This is a genomic window from Burkholderia sp. NRF60-BP8, assembly GCF_001522585.2.
Classification (GTDB): domain Bacteria; phylum Pseudomonadota; class Gammaproteobacteria; order Burkholderiales; family Burkholderiaceae; genus Burkholderia.
Window position 1 is genome coordinate 3,014,310 of the sequence record NZ_CP013373.1, and the last position, 21,744, is coordinate 3,036,053.

Consider the following 21,744-nt stretch of genomic DNA (forward strand, 5'->3'; position numbering starts at 1 on the left):
TGCTGCCTGCCCGGCGGCAGGCGTGTTCCGGCCACCGCGCACACGGGGAACAGGCCGGGCGACCTGTCCGCGATACGCCGCCTCGTGCGGCACGGGCAAGTCGACCGGAGCGCCGCCTCGATGCGGCCGGGTGGTCACTCGCTTGGAGAAGCACTATGAACCTGAAGATCAGTGGACATCATCTCGAAGTCACGCCTGCGATTCGCGAATACGTGATCACCAAGCTGGACCGGGTGCTACGGCATAGCGATCAGGTGATCGATGGCACTGTGATCCTCTCGGTCGACAACCACAAGGAAAAGGACAAGCAGCAGCGCGCGGAAATCAATCTGCACCTGAAGGGCAAGGACATCTTCGTCGAAAGCGCGAACGGCAACCTGTACGCCGCGATCGATCTGCTGATCGACAAGCTGGATCGCCAGGTCGTCAAGCACATGGAGCGCCTGCAAACGCACGCGCACGATCCGATCAAGCTGCAGCCGTCGATCGACCAGATCGAACTGCCGCCGCAATAACCGTCACTGCAACACGCACGCCGCCCGGTTCGCCGGGCGTTTTTTTTGCGACTCCGCGCGAAGGTGCAGCCGGTCCGTCCGTGCCGCGCCACGCACGCGGCTGTGCTCTATAATGTTCCGGTTATCGCCGGGGGGTGTTGGATGCGGTAGCGGCGTTGCAGGTTGCCATGCCACATGCCTTGATATCGCCGAACATGGAAAATCAGTCCGCCGCCGCAAGGAGACCCCAGGCCGCCCAATCGCCTGCCAACATGAATCGCCTAGCCAAAATCCTGCCCATAGAGAACGTCGTCATCGACCTCTCGGTCACCAGCAAGAAACGCGTCTTCGAACAAGCCGGGCTGATGTTCGAGAATCAGAACGGCATCGGCCGCAGCACCGTCACGGACAACCTGTTCGCACGCGAGCGCCTCGGTTCGACCGGGCTCGGCGAAGGTGTCGCAATTCCGCACGGCCGCATCAAGGGCCTCAAGCACCCGCTCGCCGCGTTCGTCCGCCTCGCCGATGCGATCCCGTTCGAAGCGCCCGACGGCCAGCCGGTCGGCCTTCTGATCTTCCTGCTCGTCCCCGAGCAAGCGACCCAGCAACACCTCGAGATCCTGTCGGAAATCGCGCAACTGCTGTCCGATCGCGACGCACGCGAGCGTCTGCACAACGAAACGGATATCGCCGAGTTGCATCGCCTGCTCACTCAGTGGCAACCTTGAGTTGTTCCGGGCGGAATATTTCCCCGTACCAGGCGGCACGCGCCGCCGTCCAGGGCCGCCCGGCGCCGGCCCGGCATGGCGACGTCCGTCGCCGCGCGCCCGCACCGGCCCATTGGAGTGACGAGAGTCATGGATACGTCCAGCATCAACGCCCAGAGCATCTTCGACGACAACGCAGCCACGCTGAAACTGAGCTGGCTGACGGGGCATGAAGGCTGGGAACGCGGCTTTTCGGCCGACACGGTCGGCAACGCAACGTCGAGCGCCGACCTCGTCGGCCACCTGAACCTGATCCATCCGAACCGGATCCAGGTGCTCGGCGAAGCCGAAATCGACTACTACCAGCGACAGACCGACGAAGACCGCTCGCGCCACATGGCCGAGCTGATCGCGCTCGAGCCGCCGTTCCTCGTCGTCGCCGGCGGCGCCGCGGCGCCGCCCGAACTGGTGCTGCGCTGCACGCGCTCGTCCACGCCGCTGTTCACGACGCCGATGTCGGCCGCCGCGGTGATCGACAGCCTGCGGCTCTACATGTCGCGCATCCTCGCGCCGCGCGCGACGCTGCACGGCGTGTTCCTCGACATCCTCGGGATGGGCGTGCTGCTCACCGGCGATTCGGGCCTCGGCAAGAGCGAGCTCGGCCTCGAGCTGATCAGCCGCGGACACGGCCTCGTCGCCGACGACGCGGTCGACTTCGTCCGCCTTGGCCCCGATTTCGTCGAAGGGCGCTGCCCGCCGCTGCTGCAGAACCTGCTCGAAGTGCGCGGCCTCGGCCTGCTCGACATCAAGACGATCTTCGGCGAAACCGCGGTGCGACGGAAAATGAAGCTGAAGCTGATCGTCCAGCTCGTGCGGCGCCCCGACGGCGAGTTCCAGCGACTGCCGCTGGAGAGCCAGACGGTCGACGTGCTCGGTTTGCCGATCAGCAAGGTCACGATCCAGGTCGCGGCCGGCCGCAACCTCGCGGTGCTCGTCGAGGCAGCCGTCCGGAACACGATCCTGCAGTTGCGCGGAATCGACACGTTGCGCGATTTCATGGATCGGCAACGACTCGCGATGCAAGATCCCGACAGTCAGTTCCCCGGCAAACTGGTGTAACCCGCACGCGCCGGCCACGCAACGCCGACGCGTCGAGCCGGTGCTATGATGAAACGTCAGGATTCTCCGTTCCCATGCGCATCGTCCTCATTACCGGCATCTCCGGCTCAGGCAAGTCCGTCGCGCTGAACGCGCTCGAAGACGCAGGCTATTACTGCGTCGACAACCTGCCGCCGCACGTGCTCCCCGAACTCGCCCGCTACCTCGCCCAGGACGGCCAGCGCCGGCTCGCGGTCGCGATCGACGCGCGCTCGAGCGCGTCGCTCGATGAAATGCCCGGCCTGATCCGCGAGCTGTCCCGCGAGCACGACGTGCGCGTGCTGTTCCTCAACGCGAGCACCCAGGCGCTGATCCAGCGCTTCTCCGAAACGCGCCGCCGCCATCCGTTGTCCGGCTCGCGGTCGCACGATGCGGACGTCGGCCTGCTGTCGTCGCTCGAGGAAGCGATCGAGCGCGAACGCGAGCTCGTCGCGCCGCTCGCGGAATTCGGCCACCAGATCGATACCAGCACGCTGCGCGCGAACGCGCTGCGCACCTGGGTCAAGCGCTTCATCGAGCAGAAGAACAACGACCTGATGGTGATGTTCGAATCGTTCGGCTTCAAGCGCGGCGTGCCGCTCGACGCCGACCTGATGTTCGACGTGCGCGCGTTGCCGAATCCGTACTACGACCACCAGTTGCGCCCGCTCACCGGGCTCGACCAGCCGGTCATCGCCTTTCTCGACGCACTGCCGATCGTCCATCAGATGATCGACGACATCCATGCGTTCCTGATGAAATGGCTGCCGCACTTCCGCGATGACAACCGCAGCTACCTGACCGTCGCCATCGGCTGCACGGGCGGCCAGCATCGCTCGGTGTTCATCGCGGAAACGCTCGCCGCGCGCCTCGCGCGCGACGCGAACGTGATCGTGCGGCATCGTGACGCGCCAGTGGATGTCGACGCGTCGTCGCGGCTCGTCTCCGAGGTCGATCGACCCTAGCGACACCCGCCCCCACGCCCGCGCGCCATGTCCTCCCTATCGACCACCCTGATCGACTTGCCGCTGTTTCCGCTGCACACGGTGCTGTTTCCGGGAGGGCTGCTCCCGCTCAAGGTGTTCGAGGCGCGCTATCTCGACATGTCGCGCGCATGCCTGCGCGACGACGCGCCGTTCGGCGTGTGCCTGCTCAAGAGCGGGCCCGAAGTCGCGCAGGACGGCGCGGTGTCGGTGCCCGAAACCATCGGCTGCATGGCGCGCATCACCGAGTGCGATACCGGCGAGTTCGGGATGCTTTATCTGCAGGCGGTCGGCACGCAGCGTTTCGAGTTGCTGTCGTATCGCGTCGAAAGCAACGGGCTGCTGGTCGGCATCGCGGAGCCGCTGCCCGACGACATCCCGCTCGAAGGCGAGCAGGCGCTCGCGCAGTTCGGCTCGTGCGCCGAGGTGCTCGAGCGCATCATCGACGCGCTGAAGAAGTCCGATCCGGAGAAAATGCCGTTCGGCGAACCGTTCCGCCTCGACGATCCGAGCTGGGTATCGAATCGCCTCGCGGAACTGCTGCCGCTCGACCTGCGCGCGCGGCAGAAGCTGATGGAGTTTCCGGACGTCGGCGCGCGCATCGACGCCGTGCACCACGTGCTCGACCGGCACGGCTGGCTGTAACGCCGCAGCCTCCGTCGCGCAGCGCACCTGCCCGGCGAGCCTGCCTGCGCGACGGCACAGCCGCGACAGTCAGGCGCCTTCCCGAACGCGGCCCGCGCCGCGCCCCACGCCGTTCGTTACAGCAGCGGCCCGCTCAGCGCATCGAGCAGCTTGCGCACGGGCGCCGGCACGCCGTACGCGTCGAGCCGGCTCAGCGGCACCCATGCGGTGTCCGCGTCCCGCGCCGGCGACGGCAGGCCCTTGCCTTCCGTCAGATCGCTCAGCCGCGGCTCGATCTCGAGCCGGAAATGCGTGAACGTATGCGTGAGCGGCGCGAGCGGCACCGTGCCGCCGCCGCCGAAGCCGCGCGCGAGATCCGCGAGCGCGGCATCGCCGTCCGCTTGCGGCAGGCTCCACAGTCCGCCCCAGATGCCGGTTGGCGGCCGGCGCTCGAGCAGCACGGCGTCGCCGTCGCGCAGCACGAGCATCCAGGTCTTGCGCGTCGGCACGGCCTTCTTCGGCCGCGCGGCCGGCAGTTCGCGCTGACGGCCGGTCGATTGCGCGACACAGTCGCCCGCGAACGGGCATCGCGCGCAGTCGGGTTTGCCGCGCACGCACAGCGTCGCGCCCAGATCCATCAGCCCCTGCGTATACGCGCTCACGTCGGCCGCGTTCGCGGCGTCGGGCAGCAGCGATTCGGCGAGCGCCCACATGTCGTTCTCGACGCGCTTCTCGCCCGGAAAGCCCTCGACGCCGAATACCCGCGCGAGCACGCGCTTCACGTTGCCGTCGAGGATCGTCGCGCGCGCGCCGTACGCAAACGACGCGATCGCGGCGGCCGTCGAACGACCGATGCCCGGCAGTTCGGCCAATGCGTCGGGGGTCGCCGGAAACGCGCCGCCGTGCTCGGCGACGACGACCTGTGCGCAGCGGTGCAGGTTGCGCGCGCGCGAGTAGTAGCCGAGCCCCGCCCACAGCGCCATCACGTCGTCGCTCGGCGCGGCCGCGAGCGCGGCGACGTCGGGGTAGCGGTCGAGAAAACGCGTGTAATACGGAATGACGGTCGATACCTGCGTCTGCTGCAGCATGATTTCCGACAGCCAGATCCGGTACGGGTCGCGGGTGTTCTGCCACGGCAGGTCATGGCGGCCATGCTCGCGCTGCCACGCGACGAGACGCGTGGCGAACGTGCGGTGCAGCGGCGTGACGGGGAACGGAGCGGGGGCGATGCGGGGCGGCTTCAAGTTTGTCTGATGGCGGAAAAGGGTTTCAACGCTGGCACGTCGGGCAGAAATAGGTCGATCGCTGGCCCTGCACGATCTGGCGGATCGATGTGCCGCATACGCGGCACGGCTGGCCGGCGCGATCGTAGACGAAGCAGTCGAGCTGGAAGTAGCCGCTTTCGCCGTTGCTGCCGACGAAATCGCGCAACGTGCTGCCACCGCGCTCGATCGCGTCGGCGAGCGTCGCGCGTACCGCATCGGCCAGCCGCTCGTAGCGCGGCAGCGACACCTTGCCGGCGGCCGTCGTCGGCCGGATGCCGGCGCGAAACAGGCTCTCCGACGCGTAGATGTTGCCGACGCCGACGACCATGTCGCCCGCGAGCAGCGCCTGCTTGACCGACACCGTGCGGCCGCGCGTGCGCGCATGCAGCAGCGCGCCGGTGAACGCCGGCGAGAACGGCTCGACGCCGAGGCTCGCGAGTAGCGGATGCGCATGCACGTCGCCTGCTTCACGCGGATGCCACAGCACGGCGCCGAAGCGGCGCGGATCGCGGAACCGCAGCACGAATTCGTCGAAGATCCAGTCGATGTGGTCGTGCTTCGCCGCGACCGGCACGCCGGTTGCGGGTAGCACGCGCAGCGTGCCGGTCATCCCGAGATGGACGATGAACCAGCCTGCATCGACCTCGAACAGCAGGTACTTGCCGCGGCGCTCGACGGCGAGCACCTCCCGCGCGCGCAACTGCTCGGCGAGCCCCGCCGGCACGGGCCAGCGCAGCATCGCGGTACGGACGTCGACACGCTCGACGCGGCGGCCCGCGACAAAGGGCGCGATGCCCCGGCGCGTGACTTCGACTTCTGGCAACTCTGGCATGTTTTGCGGGTCTGAGGCTACGGTCTGTTTACATAGGAACGCGCGTGCGCCGCCACGAAAACGGCCGCGCTCGCGGCGCCCCCGAACGAGACACGGGAATACCCGAAATCGCCCGCCCGGCAGCACGCGAGACGGGCGATTTCGGGCATTCGCATGGGGATTCCACAGGTAAGCGGACCCTATCACGATCGTGCGTGTATTGTAGCGAGCGCGTTACAATCGGTTGAAACATCGAACGGATTTCCATGACCCTGCCCTCGAAGCTGCTTCAGAAGCGCCCCGCCGCCGTGCGCGGCGCGCGCGCCTTCCCGGTCCGCCGTGCACTCGGTGCCGCGCTGCTTGCCGCCTGGACCCTCACCGCCTTTCCGGCCCACGCGCAGGATCCGGCCTCGGACGACGCGGAGCCGCAGGGCGCGTTCGAGCATGTGATGCCGGACGAGCAGAAGAATCTCCCCGGCGTGCCGCTGACGAGCCAGATCGTCTACCAGGTGCTCGCCGCCGAGGTCGCGCTCCAGCGCAACCAGCCGGCACCGGCCTACCAGACCTACCTCGCGCTTGCCCGCGACACGCGCGATCCGCGCATGGCGCAGCGCGCGACCGAAATCGCGCTCGGCGCGCAGAGCCCGGCCGACGCGCTGTCCGCCGCGAATCTGTGGCGCCAGTACGCACCGGATTCGAACCGCGCGTCGCAGGTCGACGCCGCGCTGCTGGTGCTCGCCGGCAAGCCGGCCGACGCGCAGCCGATGCTCGCGCGCGAGCTGGCCCGCGCGACCGGCGACACGCGCGGCCCGGCGATCCTCGCGCTGCAGGCGCTGCTCGTGCGCGGCCCCGACCGCGTCGGCGGCCTCGCGGTGCTGAAGGACATGTTGAAGAACGACATGAATCGCCCCGAGGCGCAGCTGGCGATCGCGCGGCAGCAGCTCGCGGTCGACGACAAGGACGGCGCCGCGCAATCGCTGAAGCAGGCGCTGCAGATTCGCCCCGATTACCTGCCGGCGGCGCTGATGCTGTCGCAAATGGGGCCGGCGGAACGCGCGGCGGGCATCGCGTCGTTCGAGAAGTATGTTCAGCAGAATCCGAAGTCGCGCGACGCACGGCTCGCGCTGTCGCAGCTCTATCTCGCCGACGATCGCCTCGACGACGCACAGAAGCAGTTCGAGACGATGCGCAAGCTCGACTCGAAGGATCCGACGCCGCTGATGGCGCTCGCGCTGATCAAGATCCAGCAGAAGAAGCTCGACGAGGCGACCGGCTACCTGAAGCAGTACGTGCAGCTCGGCGACAAGCAGCCGAACCTCGACGTCGGCCAGGGCTACATCTACCTCGCACAGATCGCGATCGACCAGAACAACGACGCGCAGGCGTCGCAATGGCTCGACAAGGTCGACCAGACGAGCCAGCACTACCTGCCCGCGCAGATCACGCGCGCGCAACTGCTGCAGAAACAGGGCAAGACCGACGAGGCGCGCAAGGTGCTCGACAACCTGCCGATCACGGATCCGCGCGACGCGGCCGTGGTGGCGCGCACCGATGCGTCGATCCTGTTCACGGCGAAGCGCTATCCGGAAGCGGAGGCGCGGCTCGGGCAGGCCGTCCAGGACTTCCCGGACGATCCCGACCTGCGCTACGACTACGCGATGGCGGCCGAAAAGACGGGCCACTATGCGACGATGGAAAAGCAGTTGCGCGAGCTGATCCGCACGCAGCCCGACAACCCGCAGGCCTACAACGCGCTCGGCTATTCGCTCGCCGACCGCAACCAGCGCCTGCCCGAGGCCAGCAAGCTGATCGACAAGGCGATGGCGCTCGCGCCGAACGACGCCTACATCATGGACAGCCTCGGCTGGGTGAAGTACCGGATGGGCGACACGGCCGGCGCGACGAAGGTGCTGCAACGTGCATACGAACTGCAGCCGAACGCCGAAATCGGCGCGCATCTCGGCGAAGTGCTGTGGAAGAGCGGCGCGCAGGAAGACGCGCGAAATGCGTGGCGTGCCGCGCAGAAGCTCGAGCCCGACAACGAAACGCTCGTGCAGACGCTGAAGCGCCTGCAGATCAACGGCCTCTGATGCGGATGTTCGCGATGTTTTCCCTGTCTTCCCGCGCGCAGCGCACGCTGGCCGCAGCCGGCGCAGCGCTCGCGCTCGCCGGCTGCGCGAGCACGCCGCCGTCGGCCGGCACGCCGGCGGGCGCCGCACTGCAGACGGCGGCGACGCATGCGTACCACGGCCGCTTCGCGGTGCGGTACGACGATCGTCTCGGCAACCCGCAGAACGTGTACGGCAACTTCGACTGGCAGGAACACGGCGACGACGTGTCGCTCGAACTGCGCAGCCCGCTCGGTCAGACGCTTGCGGTCGTGAAAACGACGCCGCGCGCGGCGTCGCTCGAATTGCCGAACCGTCCGACCCAATATGCGTCGGACGTCGGCGACCTGATGCAGAAAACGCTCGGCTTCGAGTTGCCGCTCGCGGGCCTGCGCTACTGGCTGCTGCCGAGCGCCGCGCCCGCGACGCCCGCGGAAACCGTGCGCGACCCGGCCGACGGCACGCGCCTCAAGCAGCTCCGCCAGGACGGCTGGACGATCGACTACCTCGCCTACGCGGATGCCCCGGCCACGGGCGTCAAACGCGTCAACCTCGTGCGCGCGACGCCGCCGCTCGACATCAAGCTCGTGCTCGATCAGTGAGCACGCGCGCCTAGCCCCCGATACCCGCATGACCGATTCGACCCGCTCGCTGCGCAACTGCCTGGCGCCCGCGAAACTCAACCTGTTCCTGCACATCACCGGCCGTCGCCCGAACGGCTATCACGATCTGCAGAGCGTATTCCAGCTGCTGAACTGGGGCGACACGCTGCACTTCGCGCGGCGCGACGACGGCCGCGTCGCACGCGTCACCGACGTGCCCGGCGTGCCCGAGGAAAGCGATCTCGTCGTGCGCGCGGCCAACCTGCTGAAAGCGCATACGGGCACCGCGCACGGCGTCGACATCGAGATCGACAAGATCCTGCCGATGGGCGCCGGCCTCGGCGGCGGCAGCTCCGACGCGGCGACGACGCTGCTCGCGCTGAACCGCCTGTGGCAACTCGATTTGCCGCGCGCCGAACTCCAGTCGCTCGCCGTCAAACTCGGCGCCGACGTCCCGTTTTTCATTTTTGGAAAAAATGCGTTCGCAGAGGGTATCGGAGAAGAATTAGCTGAGGTAGAATTGCCGACTCGCTGGTTCCTGGTTGTGACGCCACGCGTTCATGTCCCGACCGCTGAAATATTTTCAGATGAGCTGTTGACAAGAGATACGAAGCCCGTCACAATTGCTGACTTTCTTGCACAGCAAACCAGCGATGCGGGATGGCCAGATAGCTTCGGTCGGAACGATATGCAGGAAGTTGTAACAAGGAAGTACGCGGAAGTTGCGCAGGTGGTCAAATGGTTGTATGATGTGACCCCCGCGAGGATGACCGGCTCCGGAGCAAGCGTGTTTGCAGCGTTTCACAGCAAGCACGAGGCAGAAGCGGCGAAAGCCAAACTGCCCGCCAGTTGGAATGGCGCAGTTGCCGAGAGCCTGAACGAGCATCCGCTCTTCGCTTTCGCGTCATGAAGTTTTACTTTGCCGAACGGCCTACACGAGTTCGGTGAAGTTATCAGTTAAGTGTAGGGGAGTCGCCAAGTTGGTCAAGGCACCGGATTTTGATTCCGGCATGCGAGGGTTCGAGTCCTTCCTCCCCTGCCAAAAATTTTCCCGCATTTCCCGCCCAAGCCTGAAGCAGGTGCACGATGAGCAGCCACAGCCATGATGGCCTGATGGTCTTTACTGGCAACGCGAATCCCGCGCTCGCCCAGGAAGTCGTCAATATCCTTGGTATCCCCCTCGGCAAAGCGATGGTCAGCCGTTTCTCCGACGGCGAGATCCAGGTCGAGATCCAGGAAAACGTGCGCGGCAAGGACGTCTTCGTCCTGCAATCCACGTGCGCACCGACGAACGACAACCTGATGGAACTGATGATCATGGTCGATGCGCTCAAGCGCGCGTCCGCCGGCCGGATCACTGCAGCCATCCCCTACTTCGGCTATGCGCGTCAGGATCGCCGCCCGCGTTCGGCGCGCGTCGCGATCTCGGCGAAGGTCATCGCGAACATGCTGGAAATCGCCGGCGTCGAGCGGATCATCACGATGGATCTGCACGCCGACCAGATTCAAGGCTTCTTCGACATTCCGGTCGACAACATCTACGCCACGCCGATCCTGCTGGGCGACCTGCGCAAGCAGAACTACTCGGATCTGCTCGTCGTGTCGCCGGACGTCGGCGGCGTGGTGCGCGCCCGGGCACTCGCGAAGCAGCTCAACTGCGATCTCGCGATCATCGACAAGCGTCGCCCGAAGGCGAACGTCGCCGAAGTGATGAACATCATCGGTGAAGTCGAAGGCCGCACCTGCGTGATCATGGACGACATGGTCGATACGGCCGGCACGCTCTGCAAGGCTGCGCAAGTGCTGAAGGACCGCGGTGCGAAACAGGTGTTCGCGTACGCGACGCACCCGGTGCTGTCGGGCGGCGCCGCGGAACGCATCGCCGCATCGGAACTCGACGAGCTGGTCGTGACCGACACGATTCCGCTGTCGGCCGAATCGCTGGCGTGCTCGAAGATCCGCTCGCTGACGAGCGCGAGCCTGCTGGCCGAGACGTTCTCGCGGATTCGCCGCGGCGATTCGGTGATGTCGCTGTTCGCGGAATCCTGATCGCGAATCGACGGAATATAGTATGCGCGGAAAGCGAAGCGGCAACGCTTCGCTTTTTGCACAATCGGACGGGATAGACGAAACCCCGGCCGTTTCATCGGGGGCCGCTTGATGGCCCCGTTTCACTGCCTGGTCGCGGGCAGCCATTGGAGAATCACATGAAAGTCGTCGCTTTCGAGCGCCAACAGCAAGGTACGGGTGCGAGCCGCCGCCTGCGCAACGCCGGTAAGACCACGGGTATCGTCTACGGTGGCGAAGCCGCCCCGCAAAAGATCGAACTCGATCACAACGCCCTGTGGCACGCCCTGAAGAAGGAAGCCTTCCACTCGTCGATCCTCGACCTCGAAGTGGCCGGCCAGTCGCAACAGGTTCTGCTGCGCGACGTGCAATACCACCCGTTCAAGCAACTGGTGCTGCACGTGGACTTCCAGCGCGTCGACGCGAAGAAGAAGCTGCACACGAAGGTGCCGCTGCACTTCCTGAACGCTGAAGTCAGCCCGGCCGTGAAGCTGTCGAGCGCAGTCGTTTCGCACGTCGCGACGGAAATCGAAGTCGAGTGCCTGCCGGCTGCCCTGCCGGAATTCCTCGAAGTCGACCTGTCGAAGATCGAAGCCGGTCAATCGCTGCACGCGAAGGACATCGCGCTGCCGAAGGGCGTCGCGCTGGTCGCGCACGTCGACGCGGAAAACCCGGTCGTCGCCTCGGCAACGATCCCGGCTGGCGCCGTGTCGGACGCAGCAGACGAAGGCGAAACGCCGGCTGCCTAAGCGGCCGCTCACGCGCCCCATCGATCCGTTTCACGAAACGATCGACGCAACCCGCCGCGGCCTGCCCGGCGGGTTTTTCTTTTTCTGCGCCCAGGCGGCAACCGCCGCCTTCGAAACGTCATGATCAAACTGATCGTCGGCCTCGGCAATCCCGGGGCGGAATACACCGCGACGCGCCACAACGCCGGCTTCTGGCTGATCGACCAGCTCGCCCGCGAAGCCGGCACGACGCTGCGCGACGAGCGCCGCTTCCACGGCTTCTATGCGAAAGCGCGCCTGCACGGCGAGGAAGTCCACCTGCTCGAGCCGCAAACCTACATGAACCGCTCCGGCCAATCGGTCGTCGCGCTCGCGCAGTTCTTCAAGATCCTGCCCGACCAGATCCTCGTCGCGCACGACGAGCTCGACCTGCCGCCCGGCACCGTGAAGCTGAAGCTCGGCGGCGGCAGCGGCGGCCACAACGGCCTGAAGGACATCTCCGCGCACCTGTCGTCGCAGCAGTACTGGCGGCTGCGGATCGGCATCGGCCATCCGCGCGACCTGATTCCGGAAAGTGCGCGCGCCGGCGCGAAGCCCGACGTCGCGAACTTCGTGCTGAAGCCGCCGCGCCGCGAGGAACAGGACGTGATCGACGCATCGATCGAACGCGCGCTCGCCGTGATGCCGATGATCGTCAAGGGCGAACTCGATCGCGCGACGATGCAACTGCATCGCAACTGACCGCCCGTCGCACCGGCCTGGTGCATCGGCCGTTCGGCGCAACCGGACGGCCCCGCCCGCCCCACCGCGACGCGCACATGCGGTACTCTCGACGTTTTGCCCGTCAGGAGCCAAGCGGTGAGCCGTTACTGGAGCGACGTCGTTCAGCAACTCGTGCCTTACGTGCCGGGCGAACAGCCCGCGCTTGCACACCCCGTCAAGCTGAACACCAACGAGAATCCCTATCCGCCTTCGCCGCGCGTCGTCGCGGCGATCGCACGCGAACTCGGCGACACCGGCGACTCGCTGCGCCGCTATCCGGACCCGGTCGCGCGCGCGCTACGCGAGACGGTCGCGGCCCATCACCGCATCGCGCCCGAGCAGGTGTTCGTCGGCAACGGCTCCGACGAGGTGCTCGCGCACGCGTTCCAGGCGCTGCTCAAGCACGACCGGCCGCTCCGCTTTCCCGACATCACGTACAGCTTCTATCCGACCTACGCGCGCCTGTACGGCGTCGAGACCACGATCGTGCCGCTCGCGGACGATTTCTCGATCCGCGTCGACGACTATCTCGACGACGCCGGCGGCGTACTGTTTCCGAACCCGAATGCGCCGACCGGGCGCGCGTTGCCGCTCGCGGACGTCGAGCGGATCGCGGCCGCGAATCCGTCGTCGGTCGTCGTGATCGACGAAGCGTACGTCGATTTCGGCGCGCAGTCGGCGATCACGCTGATCGACCGTCATCCGAACCTGCTCGTCGTGCATACGACGTCGAAGGCGCGCTCGCTCGCGGGCATGCGCGTCGGCTTCGCGTTCGGCGATGCGGCGCTGATCGACGCACTGAACCGCGTGAAGGACAGCTTCAACTCGTATCCGCTCGACCGGCTCGCGCAGGTGGCCGCGCAGGCCGCCTACGAGGACGCCGATTATTTCCACGCCACCTGCCGGCGCGTGATCGACAGCCGGGCGCGGCTCACGCATGCGCTCGACGCACTCGGCTTCGAGATCGTGCCGTCGGCCGCGAATTTCGTGTTCGCGCGCCATCCCGCGCACGACGCGGGCACGATCGCGGCGAAGCTGAAGGAACGGGAAATTTTCGTGCGGCACTTCCGGCTGCCGCGGATCGACCAGCACCTGCGCATCACCGTCGGCACCGATGCCGAATGCGATGCGCTCGTCGCGGCGCTGCGCGAGCTGCTGGGCTGACACGAAGGAACCGGCGCCGGGCGGCACCGATCCGAAAGCACGACGCGCGCGAGCCAAGCCAGGCGCGCGCGTCAGCGCAGGATCACGATGCGTCGTCGCCTTTCGCGGCGATCAACGCGTGATACTTCTCCATCAATTGCGCGTGCGATTCGTCATGCTGCGGATCGCGCGGAATGCATTCGACCGGACACACCTGCTGGCACTGCGGTTCGTCGAAATGGCCGACGCACTCGGTGCACTTGTTCGGGTCGATCACGTAGATGTCCGGGCCCATCGAAATCGCGCCGTTCGGGCACTCGGGCTCGCACACGTCGCAATTGATGCACTCGTCGGTAATCATCAAAGACATACTGATCTCACTTCTTCAGGCCGCCGGCGGGCTTCGCAACGAAACCGGCCGGCGCCGCGTCACGCGGCCGGGCCTCCGATCGCTGCGACTTTCTCGGTCAGCCACTTCTCGACGGACGGGAACACGAACTTGCTGACATCGCCGCCCAATTGCGCGATTTCGCGCACGATCGTTCCCGAGATGAACTGGTACTGGTCGGACGGCGTCATGAACATCGTCTCGACGTCGGGCAGCAGATAGCGGTTCATGCCCGCCATCTGGAACTCGTATTCGAAATCGGACACGGCGCGCAGCCCGCGCACGATCACGCGCGCATTGTTGACGCGCACGAAATCCTTCAAGAGGCCGGTGAAACTCATCACCTTCACGTTCGGATAATGACCGAGCACTTCGTTCGCAATCGTCAGACGTTCTTCGAGCGAGAAAAACGGCTTTTTCGCGCGGCTGTCGGCGACACCCACCACCAGCGTATCAAAAATGCTCGACGCACGCCGCACGAGGTCTTCGTGCCCGCGCGTCAGCGGATCGAACGTACCGGGATACACGGCGACTACCATGTCGCTCCTCCTGTCATCACGCAAACGGGATGGCAGCCGTGCGATGCGCACGCCGCTGCCGAGATGGGCATGCGTCGCCTTTGCCGCGCGCCGCCTCGTATGGAACGCGCATTATTCATCATTTTCGCGCCGCAGCAAATGATAGTGAACCGCACCGGCCTTGCCGTGCTTCGCCACCTGCCAGCCCGCGAGCGCGTCGTGCGCGGCCGGATCGAGTTCCGCCCCCGTTTCGACGTACAGCGCGCCGCCGGCCGCGACGAGCGGCGCCGACAACGCGATCGCGCGCTCGAGCGCGGCCAGGTCGTCGAACGGCGGATCGAGGAACACGACGTCGAACGCGCCCGGCGTGAGCCCGGCCGCGAGCCGCAGCGCGTCGGCCTCGGCGATCTCGACCGAACGGGCGCCGAGCTTGTCCTTGATCGCACGAAGCTGCTGCGCGGCGCGCGGATGGCGCTCGACCATCACGACGCTCGCCGCGCCGCGCGACGCGGCCTCGAAGCCGAGCGCGCCGGTGCCCGCGAACAGGTCGAGGCAGCGCCAACCGTCGAGATCCTGGCCGAGCCAGTTGAACAGCGTCTCGCGGACGCGATCGGGGGTCGGGCGCAGGCCGTCGAGATCGAGCACCGCGAGCGGCGTGCGTTTCCAGTCGCCGCCGATGATGCGGATCGTGTGCGGCTTGCCGCGGCCAAGGGGGGCCGCCGGGCGGCCGGAAGAGGAACGGGACATACGGGATATCGACAACGGAGGGACCGGGCGCGCGCAGAGGGCGCCGCCAAACAGGCGCACGTTACCACAGCGGCGACGCGCACCGACGCGAGCGCCACGCCGCGCTGATAAAATGCACGGTTTCGGCCGCCGTGCGCCGCGCCCGCGCGAACGCAGAACGGCCCGTCCGGCGCCCCGCCCTCGGCGGCGGCCCGCCCTCTTCCCGACGTCAGACCATGTTCAGTTTCTTCAAACGATTCAAGAAAACGCAGGAGCCCGATCCGGCGGAATCGCCATCGGCCGACGCGCAGCAAGCGGACGAAGCGTCCGACGCCGACGCGCGCGCGACGCCGCCCGCGGCCGACGTGCCGCGGGCGCCCGCGCAACCAGCCGCGCCGGCCGTCGTGATGACGGTCACGCCGACCAACGACGGCCGCGACGAAGTCGTCGAGACGGTCGAGATCGTCCCGCCACCGCAGCAGGACGCGTCCGCGAAGAAGTCGTGGCTCGCGCGCCTGAAAACGGGTCTCGCGAAGACGGGCTCGAACATCACCGGCGTCTTCGTCAACACGAAGATCGACGAGGATCTGTACGAGGAGCTCGAAACCGCGCTGCTGATGTCCGACGCGGGCGTCGACGCGACCGAATACCTGCTCGGCGCGCTGCGCGAGAAGGTGCGCGCGGGCCGGCTGACCGATCCGCAACAGGTGAAGAATGCACTGCGCGACCTGCTCGTCGAGTTGCTGACGCCGCTCGAGAAATCGCTGATGCTCGGCCGCGCGCAGCCGCTCGTGATGATGATCGCCGGCGTGAACGGCGCGGGCAAGACGACCAGCATCGGCAAGCTCGCGAAGCATCTGCAGAGCTTCGACCAGTCGGTGCTGCTGGCCGCCGGCGACACGTTCCGCGCGGCCGCGCGCGAACAGCTCGCGGTCTGGGGCGAGCGCAACAACGTGACGGTCGTGCAGCAGGAAAGCGGCGATCCGGCCGCGGTGATCTTCGACGCGGTCAGCGCCGCGCGCGCGCGCAAGATCGACGTGATGATGGCCGACACGGCCGGCCGCCTGCCGACGCAGCTCCATCTGATGGAAGAGCTGAAGAAGGTGAAGCGCGTGATCGCGAAGGCGCACGACGGCGCGCCGCACGAAGTGCTGCTGGTGATCGACGCGAACACCGGCCAGAACGCGCTCACGCAGGTGAAGGCATTCGACGACGCGCTCGGCCTCACCGGCCTGATCGTCACGAAGCTCGACGGCACCGCGAAGGGCGGGATTCTCGCCGCGATCGCGCGGCAACGCCCGGTGCCCGTCTACTTCATCGGCGTCGGCGAGAAGGTCGAGGACCTGCAGCCGTTCAGCGCGGCGGAATTCGCGGACGCGCTGCTCGGCTGAACGCCGCCGGCTCGCGTCGCACCTCGCACGGGCGCCTTCGGGCGCCCTTTTTCATGCGCGCCCGATCGTTGCCCGCCACGGGCGCGCCGCGCTCATTCCGCGTCGGGTTGCACGCCCGGCTCGGCGGCCTTGAACGCATCGATCGTCGCCGCATGGTCGACGATGCGCTGGATCGTCGGGAAACGCGTCGTGTCGATCGAGAAGCGGTTCGCGTTGAACACCTGCGGCACGAGGCATATGTCGGCGAGCGTCGGCGTGTCGCCGAAGCACAGCGTGCCGGTGCGCGGATCGTTCGCGAGACGCGCCTCGAGCGTTTCGAAACCGGCCTCGATCCAGTGCCGGTACCACGCGTTCTTGGCGTCCTCGGGCACCTGCAGCGTGTGCTTCAGGTACTTGAGCACGCGCAGATTGTTGAGCGGGTGGATTTCGCATGCGATCTGCAGCGCCACCGCGCGCACGTACGCGCGATCGACCGGCTGCTTCGGCAGCAGCGCGGGCTCGGGATGGGTTTCGTCGAGATATTCGATGATCGCGAGCGACTGCTGCAGCGTCGCGTCGCCGTCGATCAGCGTCGGCACGACCGCATCCGGATTCAGCGCGCGGTACGCGTCCTTCAGTTGCTCGCCGCCGTCGCGCAGCATGTGCACGGGTGCGTAGTCGAACGGCAACTGCTTGAGGTTCAGGGCAATCCGCACGCGGTACGACGCGGAACTGCGGAAATAGCTGTAGAGCTTCATGGGATGTCTCTCGTTGTCGTATTCGGCCGGCAACGGCACGGGTGCGGCGCAGCCGGTGCGCGCGTCGCCGGGAACCAGAGTGTAGCGCGGCACGATGCGCGGCCGCGCCCGTGCGATACTCGGGGCATTCCTGATCGCTCACCGCGCGGCCCGATGCCGGCCGCCCGCCCCACGCCCCGATGACCGCTTCTCACGATCCCGCCGCCGCGCCGTTCCCCTGCGCCCGCTTCATCAAGGAAATCGGCCGCGGCCCGAACGGGGCGCGCGCCCTGTCCGCCGAGGACACGTTCGAGCTCTATCGCGCGATGCTCGATGGGCGCGTGTCGGACGTCGAACTCGGCGCGATCCTGATCGCCTATCGGCTGAAAGGCGAATCCGCCGACGAACTGGCCGCGATGCTCGCCGCCGCGCAGGCGTCGTTCGAGCCCGTGCACGTACAGGACGCCGCGTTCCGGCCGGTGTCGATCCCGAGCTACAACGGCGCGCGCAAGCAGCCGAACCTCGTGCCGCTGCTTGCGCTGCTGCTCGCGCGCGAAGGCGTGCCGGTGCTGGTGCATGGGGTGGAGCGCGATCCGGGCCGCGTGACGAGCGCCGAAATTTTCTCGGCACTGTCGCTCGCGCCGTCGACGTCGCACGATGCGATCGAGGACACGCTCGCCGAACGCCGTGTCGCGTTCGCCCCGATCGACGTGCTGGCGCCGCGCATCGCGCGCCTGCTGTCGATGCGCCGCGTGCTCGGCGTGCGCAATTCGACGCATACGCTCGTGAAGATCCTGCAGCCGTTCGCGCCGGCCGGGCTGCGGCTCGTCAACTACACGCATCCGCCGTACCGCGACAGCCTCGCGCAGTTGTTCCGCGACCATCCGGACGCCGCGCGGGGCGGCGCGCTGCTCGCGCGCGGCACCGAAGGCGAAGCGGTGGCCGACACGCGCCGTCAGGTGCAGGTCGACTGGCTGCACGACGGCGTGTGCGACACGCTGATCGACGCCGAGCGTTCGTCGACCGATGCGCCGCCCGTCGCACTGCCCGAGTCGCGCGATGCGGCGACCACGGCCGCGTGGACGGACGCCGTGCTGCGCGGCGAGGTGCCGGTGCCCGACACGGTGGCGCGACAGGTCGCGACGATCGTCCGGATCGCCCGCGTCGCGCACTGAGGGCGCCGCGGCGACCCGCCCCTTTATCCCGACATTTGACACGCGAGCGCATCCTGGCATAGAGTGGCCGTCATGCGTTCCTTTCCGAACACCCTCCGAATTACCTCCGGCCGCCTAGCGCGGCCGCTATCGCTACGACTAGCCTAAGGCTGTCGTAGCGCCGTGTGCCGTCCGCACGGTCCTCCCAGCAGTTCCTCGCAGTACCCCTCTCGTAATTTTTACAACCCGAAGTCGTCAGCATTCGTCCGTCCATCCGTCGGCCGATTCGCGAAGATCATCCGCATCCGCGGCGCCATCGCGCGCCGGATGCGAGGCAGCGCCCACCGGCGCCCTGCCGCCCGTCTTCGCTCGCGACTTGAGACCCGAGGTCCAGAAGATGATGCGCAATCCGCAAGACAAGTACCGTCCGTTCGAGCCCGTCCGCCTCAATGGCCGCCGCTGGCCCGCCCGCACCATCGAGCGTGCGCCCGTATGGATGAGCACCGATCTGCGCGACGGCAACCAGTCGCTGATCGAGCCGATGAGCATCGAGCAGAAGCTCGAGTTCTTCGAAATGCTGGTCGCCATCGGGTTCAAGGAGATCGAAGTCGGTTTTCCGTCGGCGTCGCAAACCGACTTCGATTTCGTCCGCAAGCTGATCGACGAGAAGCGGATTCCCGACGACGTGACCATCGAAGTGCTCGTGCAGTCGCGCGAAGACCTGATCGCGCGCACGTTCGACGCGCTCGAAGGCGTGCCGCGCGCGATCGTGCACCTGTACAACGCGGTCTGCCCGTCGTTCCGCCGCATCGTGTTCGGGATGTCGAAGGACGACGTGAAGGCGCTCGCGATCGACGGCACGCGCATCATCAAGGAACACGCGGCCGCGCGCCCCGATACGCAGTGGACGTTCCAGTACTCGCCGGAAACCTTCAGCATGACCGAGCTGACGTTCGCGCGCGAGATCTGCGACGCGGTCGCGCAGACGTGGCGCCCGACCCGCGACCACAAGATGATCGTCAACCTGCCGGCCACCGTCGAGGCCGCGACCCCGAACGTGTTCGCCGACCAGATCGAATGGATGGACCGCAACCTCGCGTATCGCGACAGCATCGTGCTGTCCGTGCATCCGCACAACGATCGCGGCACCGCGGTCGCGGCGGCCGAACTCGCGCTGCTCGCGGGCGCCGACCGGATCGAAGGCTGCCTGTTCGGCAACGGCGAGCGCACCGGCAACGTCGATCTCGTCACGCTCGCGTTGAACCTCTACACGCAAGGTATCGACCCGGGCCTCGATTTCTCCGACATCGACGCCGTGCGCCGCGTCGTCGAGCGCTGCAACCAGATCCCCGTGCATCCGCGCCATCCGTACGCGGGCGACCTCGTGTTCACCGCGTTCTCGGGCTCGCACCAGGACGCGATCCGCAAGGGCTTCGCGCAGCAGCGCCCCGACGCGATGTGGGAGGTGCCGTACCTGCCGATCGACCCGGCCGATCTCGGCCGCAGCTACGACGCGGTGATCCGCGTGAACAGCCAGTCCGGCAAGGGCGGCGCGACGTTCCTGCTCGAACGCGGGATGGGCTTCACGCCGACGCGCCGCGTCCAGATCGAGTTCAGCCATGCGGTGCAGACGCTCGCCGATGCATCGGGCGAGGAAGTGACGGGCGACGCGATCTGCGCGCTGTTCGCACGCGAATTCTTCGAGACCGACGGCCCGGCCGCGCGCCATGGCGACGGCGCGCGCTGGCAGAACCGAGAGATCGCGGTGGCGCCTGCCGCCGACGCGACGCCCGACGACGCCGTGCGACATTTCGCCGCGGCATTTGCGGCGGCCGCCGGCGTCGCGATCGACGTCGCGTCGTGCGAACACACGCGCGCCGCGGACGGCCGAATCGCGGTGTCGGTCGGCTGCCGGGTCGGCGACGCGCCGCTGCGGCACGGTGTCGGCATGCACGCCGATGCGGCAAGCGCGGCGCTCGATGCGGTCGTCAGCGCGATCAATCGCTCGGCGTGGCACTGTGCGGACCGCCGCGCGGCGGCCTGAGCGCGGGCTTCGATGCAGGGTTGAAACGTCAGCGAGCGGTGCGTGACCGCCCGTGCGCCGCGCGATCCGCGCCGCACGAGGCAGCAAAAAGCGGCTCAGAAGGCCGCTTCGGTCGACACATGAAACGAAGCGCCACGCGCTCAGGTTTCGGTCGCGCACCGCGTCGCCTGCCACGCGAACAGGCACCAGCGGCCCTGGGCGTGCGTGTGGACGGACGTATAGGCAATCGGGAAGACGAGGCCGCCGTTGTTCGTTTCCATCTCGATCAACGCGCGCCCGGTGACGACGCAGGTCTCGTCGCCGACCGGCAGCACGTCCTGCGACTGGATTTCGATCTGGCGATAGCGGCGGCGGCCGGCGACGATGGCGTCGATGAACTGCTGCTTGGTTTCGCGTTTGCCGTTGGTGTGGACGAAAAACACCTTGTCCGACAACAGCGCGTCGAGCGCCTCGCCGTCGCCGTCCACCATCGCCCGGAACCGATCGCGCTCGAGCGCGCGGATCGCATCGACCACCTTCGCCATCGCCTGACTCCTCGGCAACGCGCCCGCCTTGCTCGGGCGTACGGATCAGAAGTTGTACTGCAGGTAGAACTGGTGGAAATTTATACCAGGATTCGGCTCTTTGATACCCGCGTTAGACACATGTTCGAAACGGTAGCCGACCTGATACTGTTGCCGTTGACCGAACTGCACGCCCACGCCGCCGGTCGGCGCGAACTGGAACGCGGTCGACAGCGAGAAATTGTTCGAGATCGTCGGGTGCGTCAGAAGCCGGACGCCGCCGCCCGCCTCGATGAACGGGCGAATCTCCCCGCTACTCTTGATGAAACGGAACATCGGCGTGACGCCGAACTCGCCGATGCTGCCATGGACGTTGCCGCCCGTGTGCCAGTAGCCGGCGTGCCCTTCGACGACGAACGCGAAGTGCCAACCGCCGATTTCCCACCAGTTCCAGCCCGGATCCCACACCACGCCGATATCGGCCTTGTCGATCCCGCGACGATCCGAAAACCCGCCGCCCGCCTGGATCCCCCATCGATCCGCGAAAGCCGCACCCGATCCACCCAGAAGAGATGCCGCCAGCATCGCATGCAGCACCAGCCGGCTGCGGGGCCGGCGATTCTTCTTATTGTTCATCTGACACTCCAACTTTGTGGGTTGAATGGAGCCTGCCGCAACGGCCGGGCCCGAGCGAACTGAATGGTATGGTAAAGGACTTTTCGGATCGGCATCACGAAGCGAAATAGCTTGCTTCCAAAAAGACAAAAATCGAAATCGTCTACCGATTCCCCTCGAAAACAACGGCTTACGGAACTTCGAGGCATACCCCTTGTCGCAGAATAGACTATCGACTCAACCGGTTCGATAGAAAAT

Annotated in this window: 23 protein-coding genes and 1 tRNA gene; 16 read left to right on the top strand and 8 right to left on the bottom strand. The window is 66.9% G+C overall.

The window, feature by feature from the left end; all coding sequences use genetic code 11:
• The first annotated feature begins 155 nt into the window (after positions 1-155).
• From hpf to WS54_RS27590, 5 genes are all read left to right on the top strand, one after another.
• Positions 156-515, top strand: coding sequence for a ribosome hibernation-promoting factor, HPF/YfiA family (gene hpf / locus WS54_RS27570; protein WP_006477786.1), 360 nt, complete (start codon positions 156-158; stop codon positions 513-515).
• Positions 516-709: 194 nt separating this feature from the next.
• Positions 710-1,222 (top strand): PTS sugar transporter subunit IIA, encoded by a 513-nt coding sequence (locus tag WS54_RS27575; protein WP_027806888.1) that lies wholly within the window; start codon positions 710-712, stop codon positions 1,220-1,222.
• 129 nt (positions 1,223-1,351) lie between these two features.
• A complete protein-coding gene (gene hprK, locus WS54_RS27580) occupies positions 1,352-2,320 on the top strand; it encodes an HPr(Ser) kinase/phosphatase (RefSeq protein WP_006483133.1) in 969 nt (322 codons plus the stop codon).
• Between the two features lie 74 nt (positions 2,321-2,394).
• Positions 2,395-3,303, top strand: a complete 909-nt coding sequence (gene rapZ, locus WS54_RS27585) for an RNase adapter RapZ (RefSeq protein ID WP_006477783.1) — start codon at positions 2,395-2,397, stop codon at positions 3,301-3,303.
• Positions 3,304-3,330: 27 nt separating this feature from the next.
• Positions 3,331-3,966, top strand: coding sequence for an LON peptidase substrate-binding domain-containing protein (locus tag WS54_RS27590; RefSeq protein ID WP_034208417.1), 636 nt, complete (start codon positions 3,331-3,333; stop codon positions 3,964-3,966).
• A gap of 116 nt (positions 3,967-4,082) precedes the next feature.
• On the opposite strand, the gene mutY is transcribed toward WS54_RS27590, so the two are convergent.
• Together mutY and mutM are read right to left on the bottom strand one after the other, a co-directional pair.
• Positions 4,083-5,189 carry an A/G-specific adenine glycosylase gene (mutY, locus tag WS54_RS27595; RefSeq protein ID WP_059781472.1) on the bottom strand — a complete coding sequence of 369 codons (1,107 nt, stop codon included), beginning with the start codon at positions 5,187-5,189 and terminating at the stop codon, positions 4,083-4,085.
• A 25-nt stretch (positions 5,190-5,214) separates the two neighbouring features.
• Positions 5,215-6,042 carry a bifunctional DNA-formamidopyrimidine glycosylase/DNA-(apurinic or apyrimidinic site) lyase gene (mutM, locus tag WS54_RS27600; protein ID WP_034208419.1) on the bottom strand — a complete coding sequence of 276 codons (828 nt, stop codon included), beginning with the start codon at positions 6,040-6,042 and terminating at the stop codon, positions 5,215-5,217.
• Positions 6,043-6,287: 245 nt separating this feature from the next.
• On the opposite strand from mutM, the gene WS54_RS27610 reads away from it, so the two are divergent.
• From WS54_RS27610 to hisC, 8 genes are all read left to right on the top strand, one after another.
• Complete coding sequence (locus WS54_RS27610) at positions 6,288-8,111, top strand: tetratricopeptide repeat protein (RefSeq protein ID WP_059781469.1); 1,824 nt, start codon at positions 6,288-6,290, stop codon at positions 8,109-8,111.
• Positions 8,111-8,731: a lipoprotein insertase outer membrane protein LolB gene (lolB, locus tag WS54_RS27615; protein ID WP_034208421.1), complete on the top strand. Its 621-nt coding sequence runs from the start codon at positions 8,111-8,113 to the stop codon at positions 8,729-8,731. The genes WS54_RS27610 and lolB overlap by 1 nt, the downstream gene beginning before the upstream one ends.
• A gap of 28 nt (positions 8,732-8,759) precedes the next feature.
• The gene (ispE, locus tag WS54_RS27620) at positions 8,760-9,641 is read left to right on the top strand and encodes a 4-(cytidine 5'-diphospho)-2-C-methyl-D-erythritol kinase (RefSeq protein WP_059781466.1); all 882 of its coding nucleotides are present in this window, start codon (positions 8,760-8,762) and stop codon (positions 9,639-9,641) included.
• Between the two features lie 55 nt (positions 9,642-9,696).
• Positions 9,697-9,773: transfer RNA gene (locus tag WS54_RS27625), tRNA-Gln, on the top strand.
• Positions 9,774-9,817: 44 nt separating this feature from the next.
• Positions 9,818-10,780: a ribose-phosphate pyrophosphokinase gene (locus WS54_RS27630; protein WP_034208423.1), complete on the top strand. Its 963-nt coding sequence runs from the start codon at positions 9,818-9,820 to the stop codon at positions 10,778-10,780.
• Positions 10,781-10,938: 158 nt separating this feature from the next.
• Positions 10,939-11,547 (top strand): 50S ribosomal protein L25/general stress protein Ctc, encoded by a 609-nt coding sequence (locus WS54_RS27635; protein WP_034208424.1) that lies wholly within the window; start codon positions 10,939-10,941, stop codon positions 11,545-11,547.
• Between the two features lie 120 nt (positions 11,548-11,667).
• Positions 11,668-12,267: an aminoacyl-tRNA hydrolase gene (pth, locus tag WS54_RS27640; protein WP_027785469.1), complete on the top strand. Its 600-nt coding sequence runs from the start codon at positions 11,668-11,670 to the stop codon at positions 12,265-12,267.
• Between the two features lie 117 nt (positions 12,268-12,384).
• Complete coding sequence (hisC, locus tag WS54_RS27645) at positions 12,385-13,452, top strand: histidinol-phosphate transaminase (RefSeq protein WP_059781465.1); 1,068 nt, start codon at positions 12,385-12,387, stop codon at positions 13,450-13,452.
• Between the two features lie 82 nt (positions 13,453-13,534).
• Here the strand turns inward: hisC and WS54_RS27650 are convergent, their stop codons facing one another.
• From WS54_RS27650 to rsmD, 3 genes are all read right to left on the bottom strand, one after another.
• On the bottom strand, positions 13,535-13,801 hold the full coding sequence (locus tag WS54_RS27650; protein ID WP_027785471.1) for a YfhL family 4Fe-4S dicluster ferredoxin: 267 nt from the start codon (positions 13,799-13,801) through the stop codon (positions 13,535-13,537).
• A 59-nt stretch (positions 13,802-13,860) separates the two neighbouring features.
• Positions 13,861-14,358, bottom strand: coding sequence for a pantetheine-phosphate adenylyltransferase (coaD, locus tag WS54_RS27655; protein WP_027785472.1), 498 nt, complete (start codon positions 14,356-14,358; stop codon positions 13,861-13,863).
• A 111-nt stretch (positions 14,359-14,469) separates the two neighbouring features.
• Positions 14,470-15,084 carry a 16S rRNA (guanine(966)-N(2))-methyltransferase RsmD gene (gene rsmD / locus WS54_RS27660; protein WP_059781463.1) on the bottom strand — a complete coding sequence of 205 codons (615 nt, stop codon included), beginning with the start codon at positions 15,082-15,084 and terminating at the stop codon, positions 14,470-14,472.
• Positions 15,085-15,299: 215 nt separating this feature from the next.
• On the opposite strand from rsmD, the gene ftsY reads away from it, so the two are divergent.
• Entirely contained in the window at positions 15,300-16,454 is a 1,155-nt protein-coding gene (gene ftsY, locus WS54_RS27665; protein WP_059781461.1) for a signal recognition particle-docking protein FtsY, read from the top strand.
• A 92-nt stretch (positions 16,455-16,546) separates the two neighbouring features.
• Here the strand turns inward: ftsY and maiA are convergent, their stop codons facing one another.
• The gene (gene maiA / locus WS54_RS27670; RefSeq protein WP_059781500.1) at positions 16,547-17,191 is read right to left on the bottom strand and encodes a maleylacetoacetate isomerase; all 645 of its coding nucleotides are present in this window, start codon (positions 17,189-17,191) and stop codon (positions 16,547-16,549) included.
• A 179-nt stretch (positions 17,192-17,370) separates the two neighbouring features.
• Here maiA and ybiB point away from each other — a divergent pair, with 179 nt between their 5' ends.
• Positions 17,371-18,345 (top strand): DNA-binding protein YbiB, encoded by a 975-nt coding sequence (gene ybiB, locus WS54_RS27675; protein ID WP_059781459.1) that lies wholly within the window; start codon positions 17,371-17,373, stop codon positions 18,343-18,345.
• Between the two features lie 376 nt (positions 18,346-18,721).
• Positions 18,722-20,368: a 2-isopropylmalate synthase gene (gene leuA / locus WS54_RS27685; protein WP_059781457.1), complete on the top strand. Its 1,647-nt coding sequence runs from the start codon at positions 18,722-18,724 to the stop codon at positions 20,366-20,368.
• 140 nt (positions 20,369-20,508) lie between these two features.
• Here the strand turns inward: leuA and WS54_RS27690 are convergent, their stop codons facing one another.
• A complete protein-coding gene (locus tag WS54_RS27690; RefSeq protein ID WP_034208430.1) occupies positions 20,509-20,892 on the bottom strand; it encodes a nuclear transport factor 2 family protein in 384 nt (127 codons plus the stop codon).
• 45 nt (positions 20,893-20,937) lie between these two features.
• Positions 20,938-21,507 (bottom strand): lipid A 3-O-deacylase PagL, encoded by a 570-nt coding sequence (gene pagL / locus WS54_RS27695; protein WP_034208431.1) that lies wholly within the window; start codon positions 21,505-21,507, stop codon positions 20,938-20,940.
• Positions 21,508-21,744 lie beyond the last annotated feature (237 nt).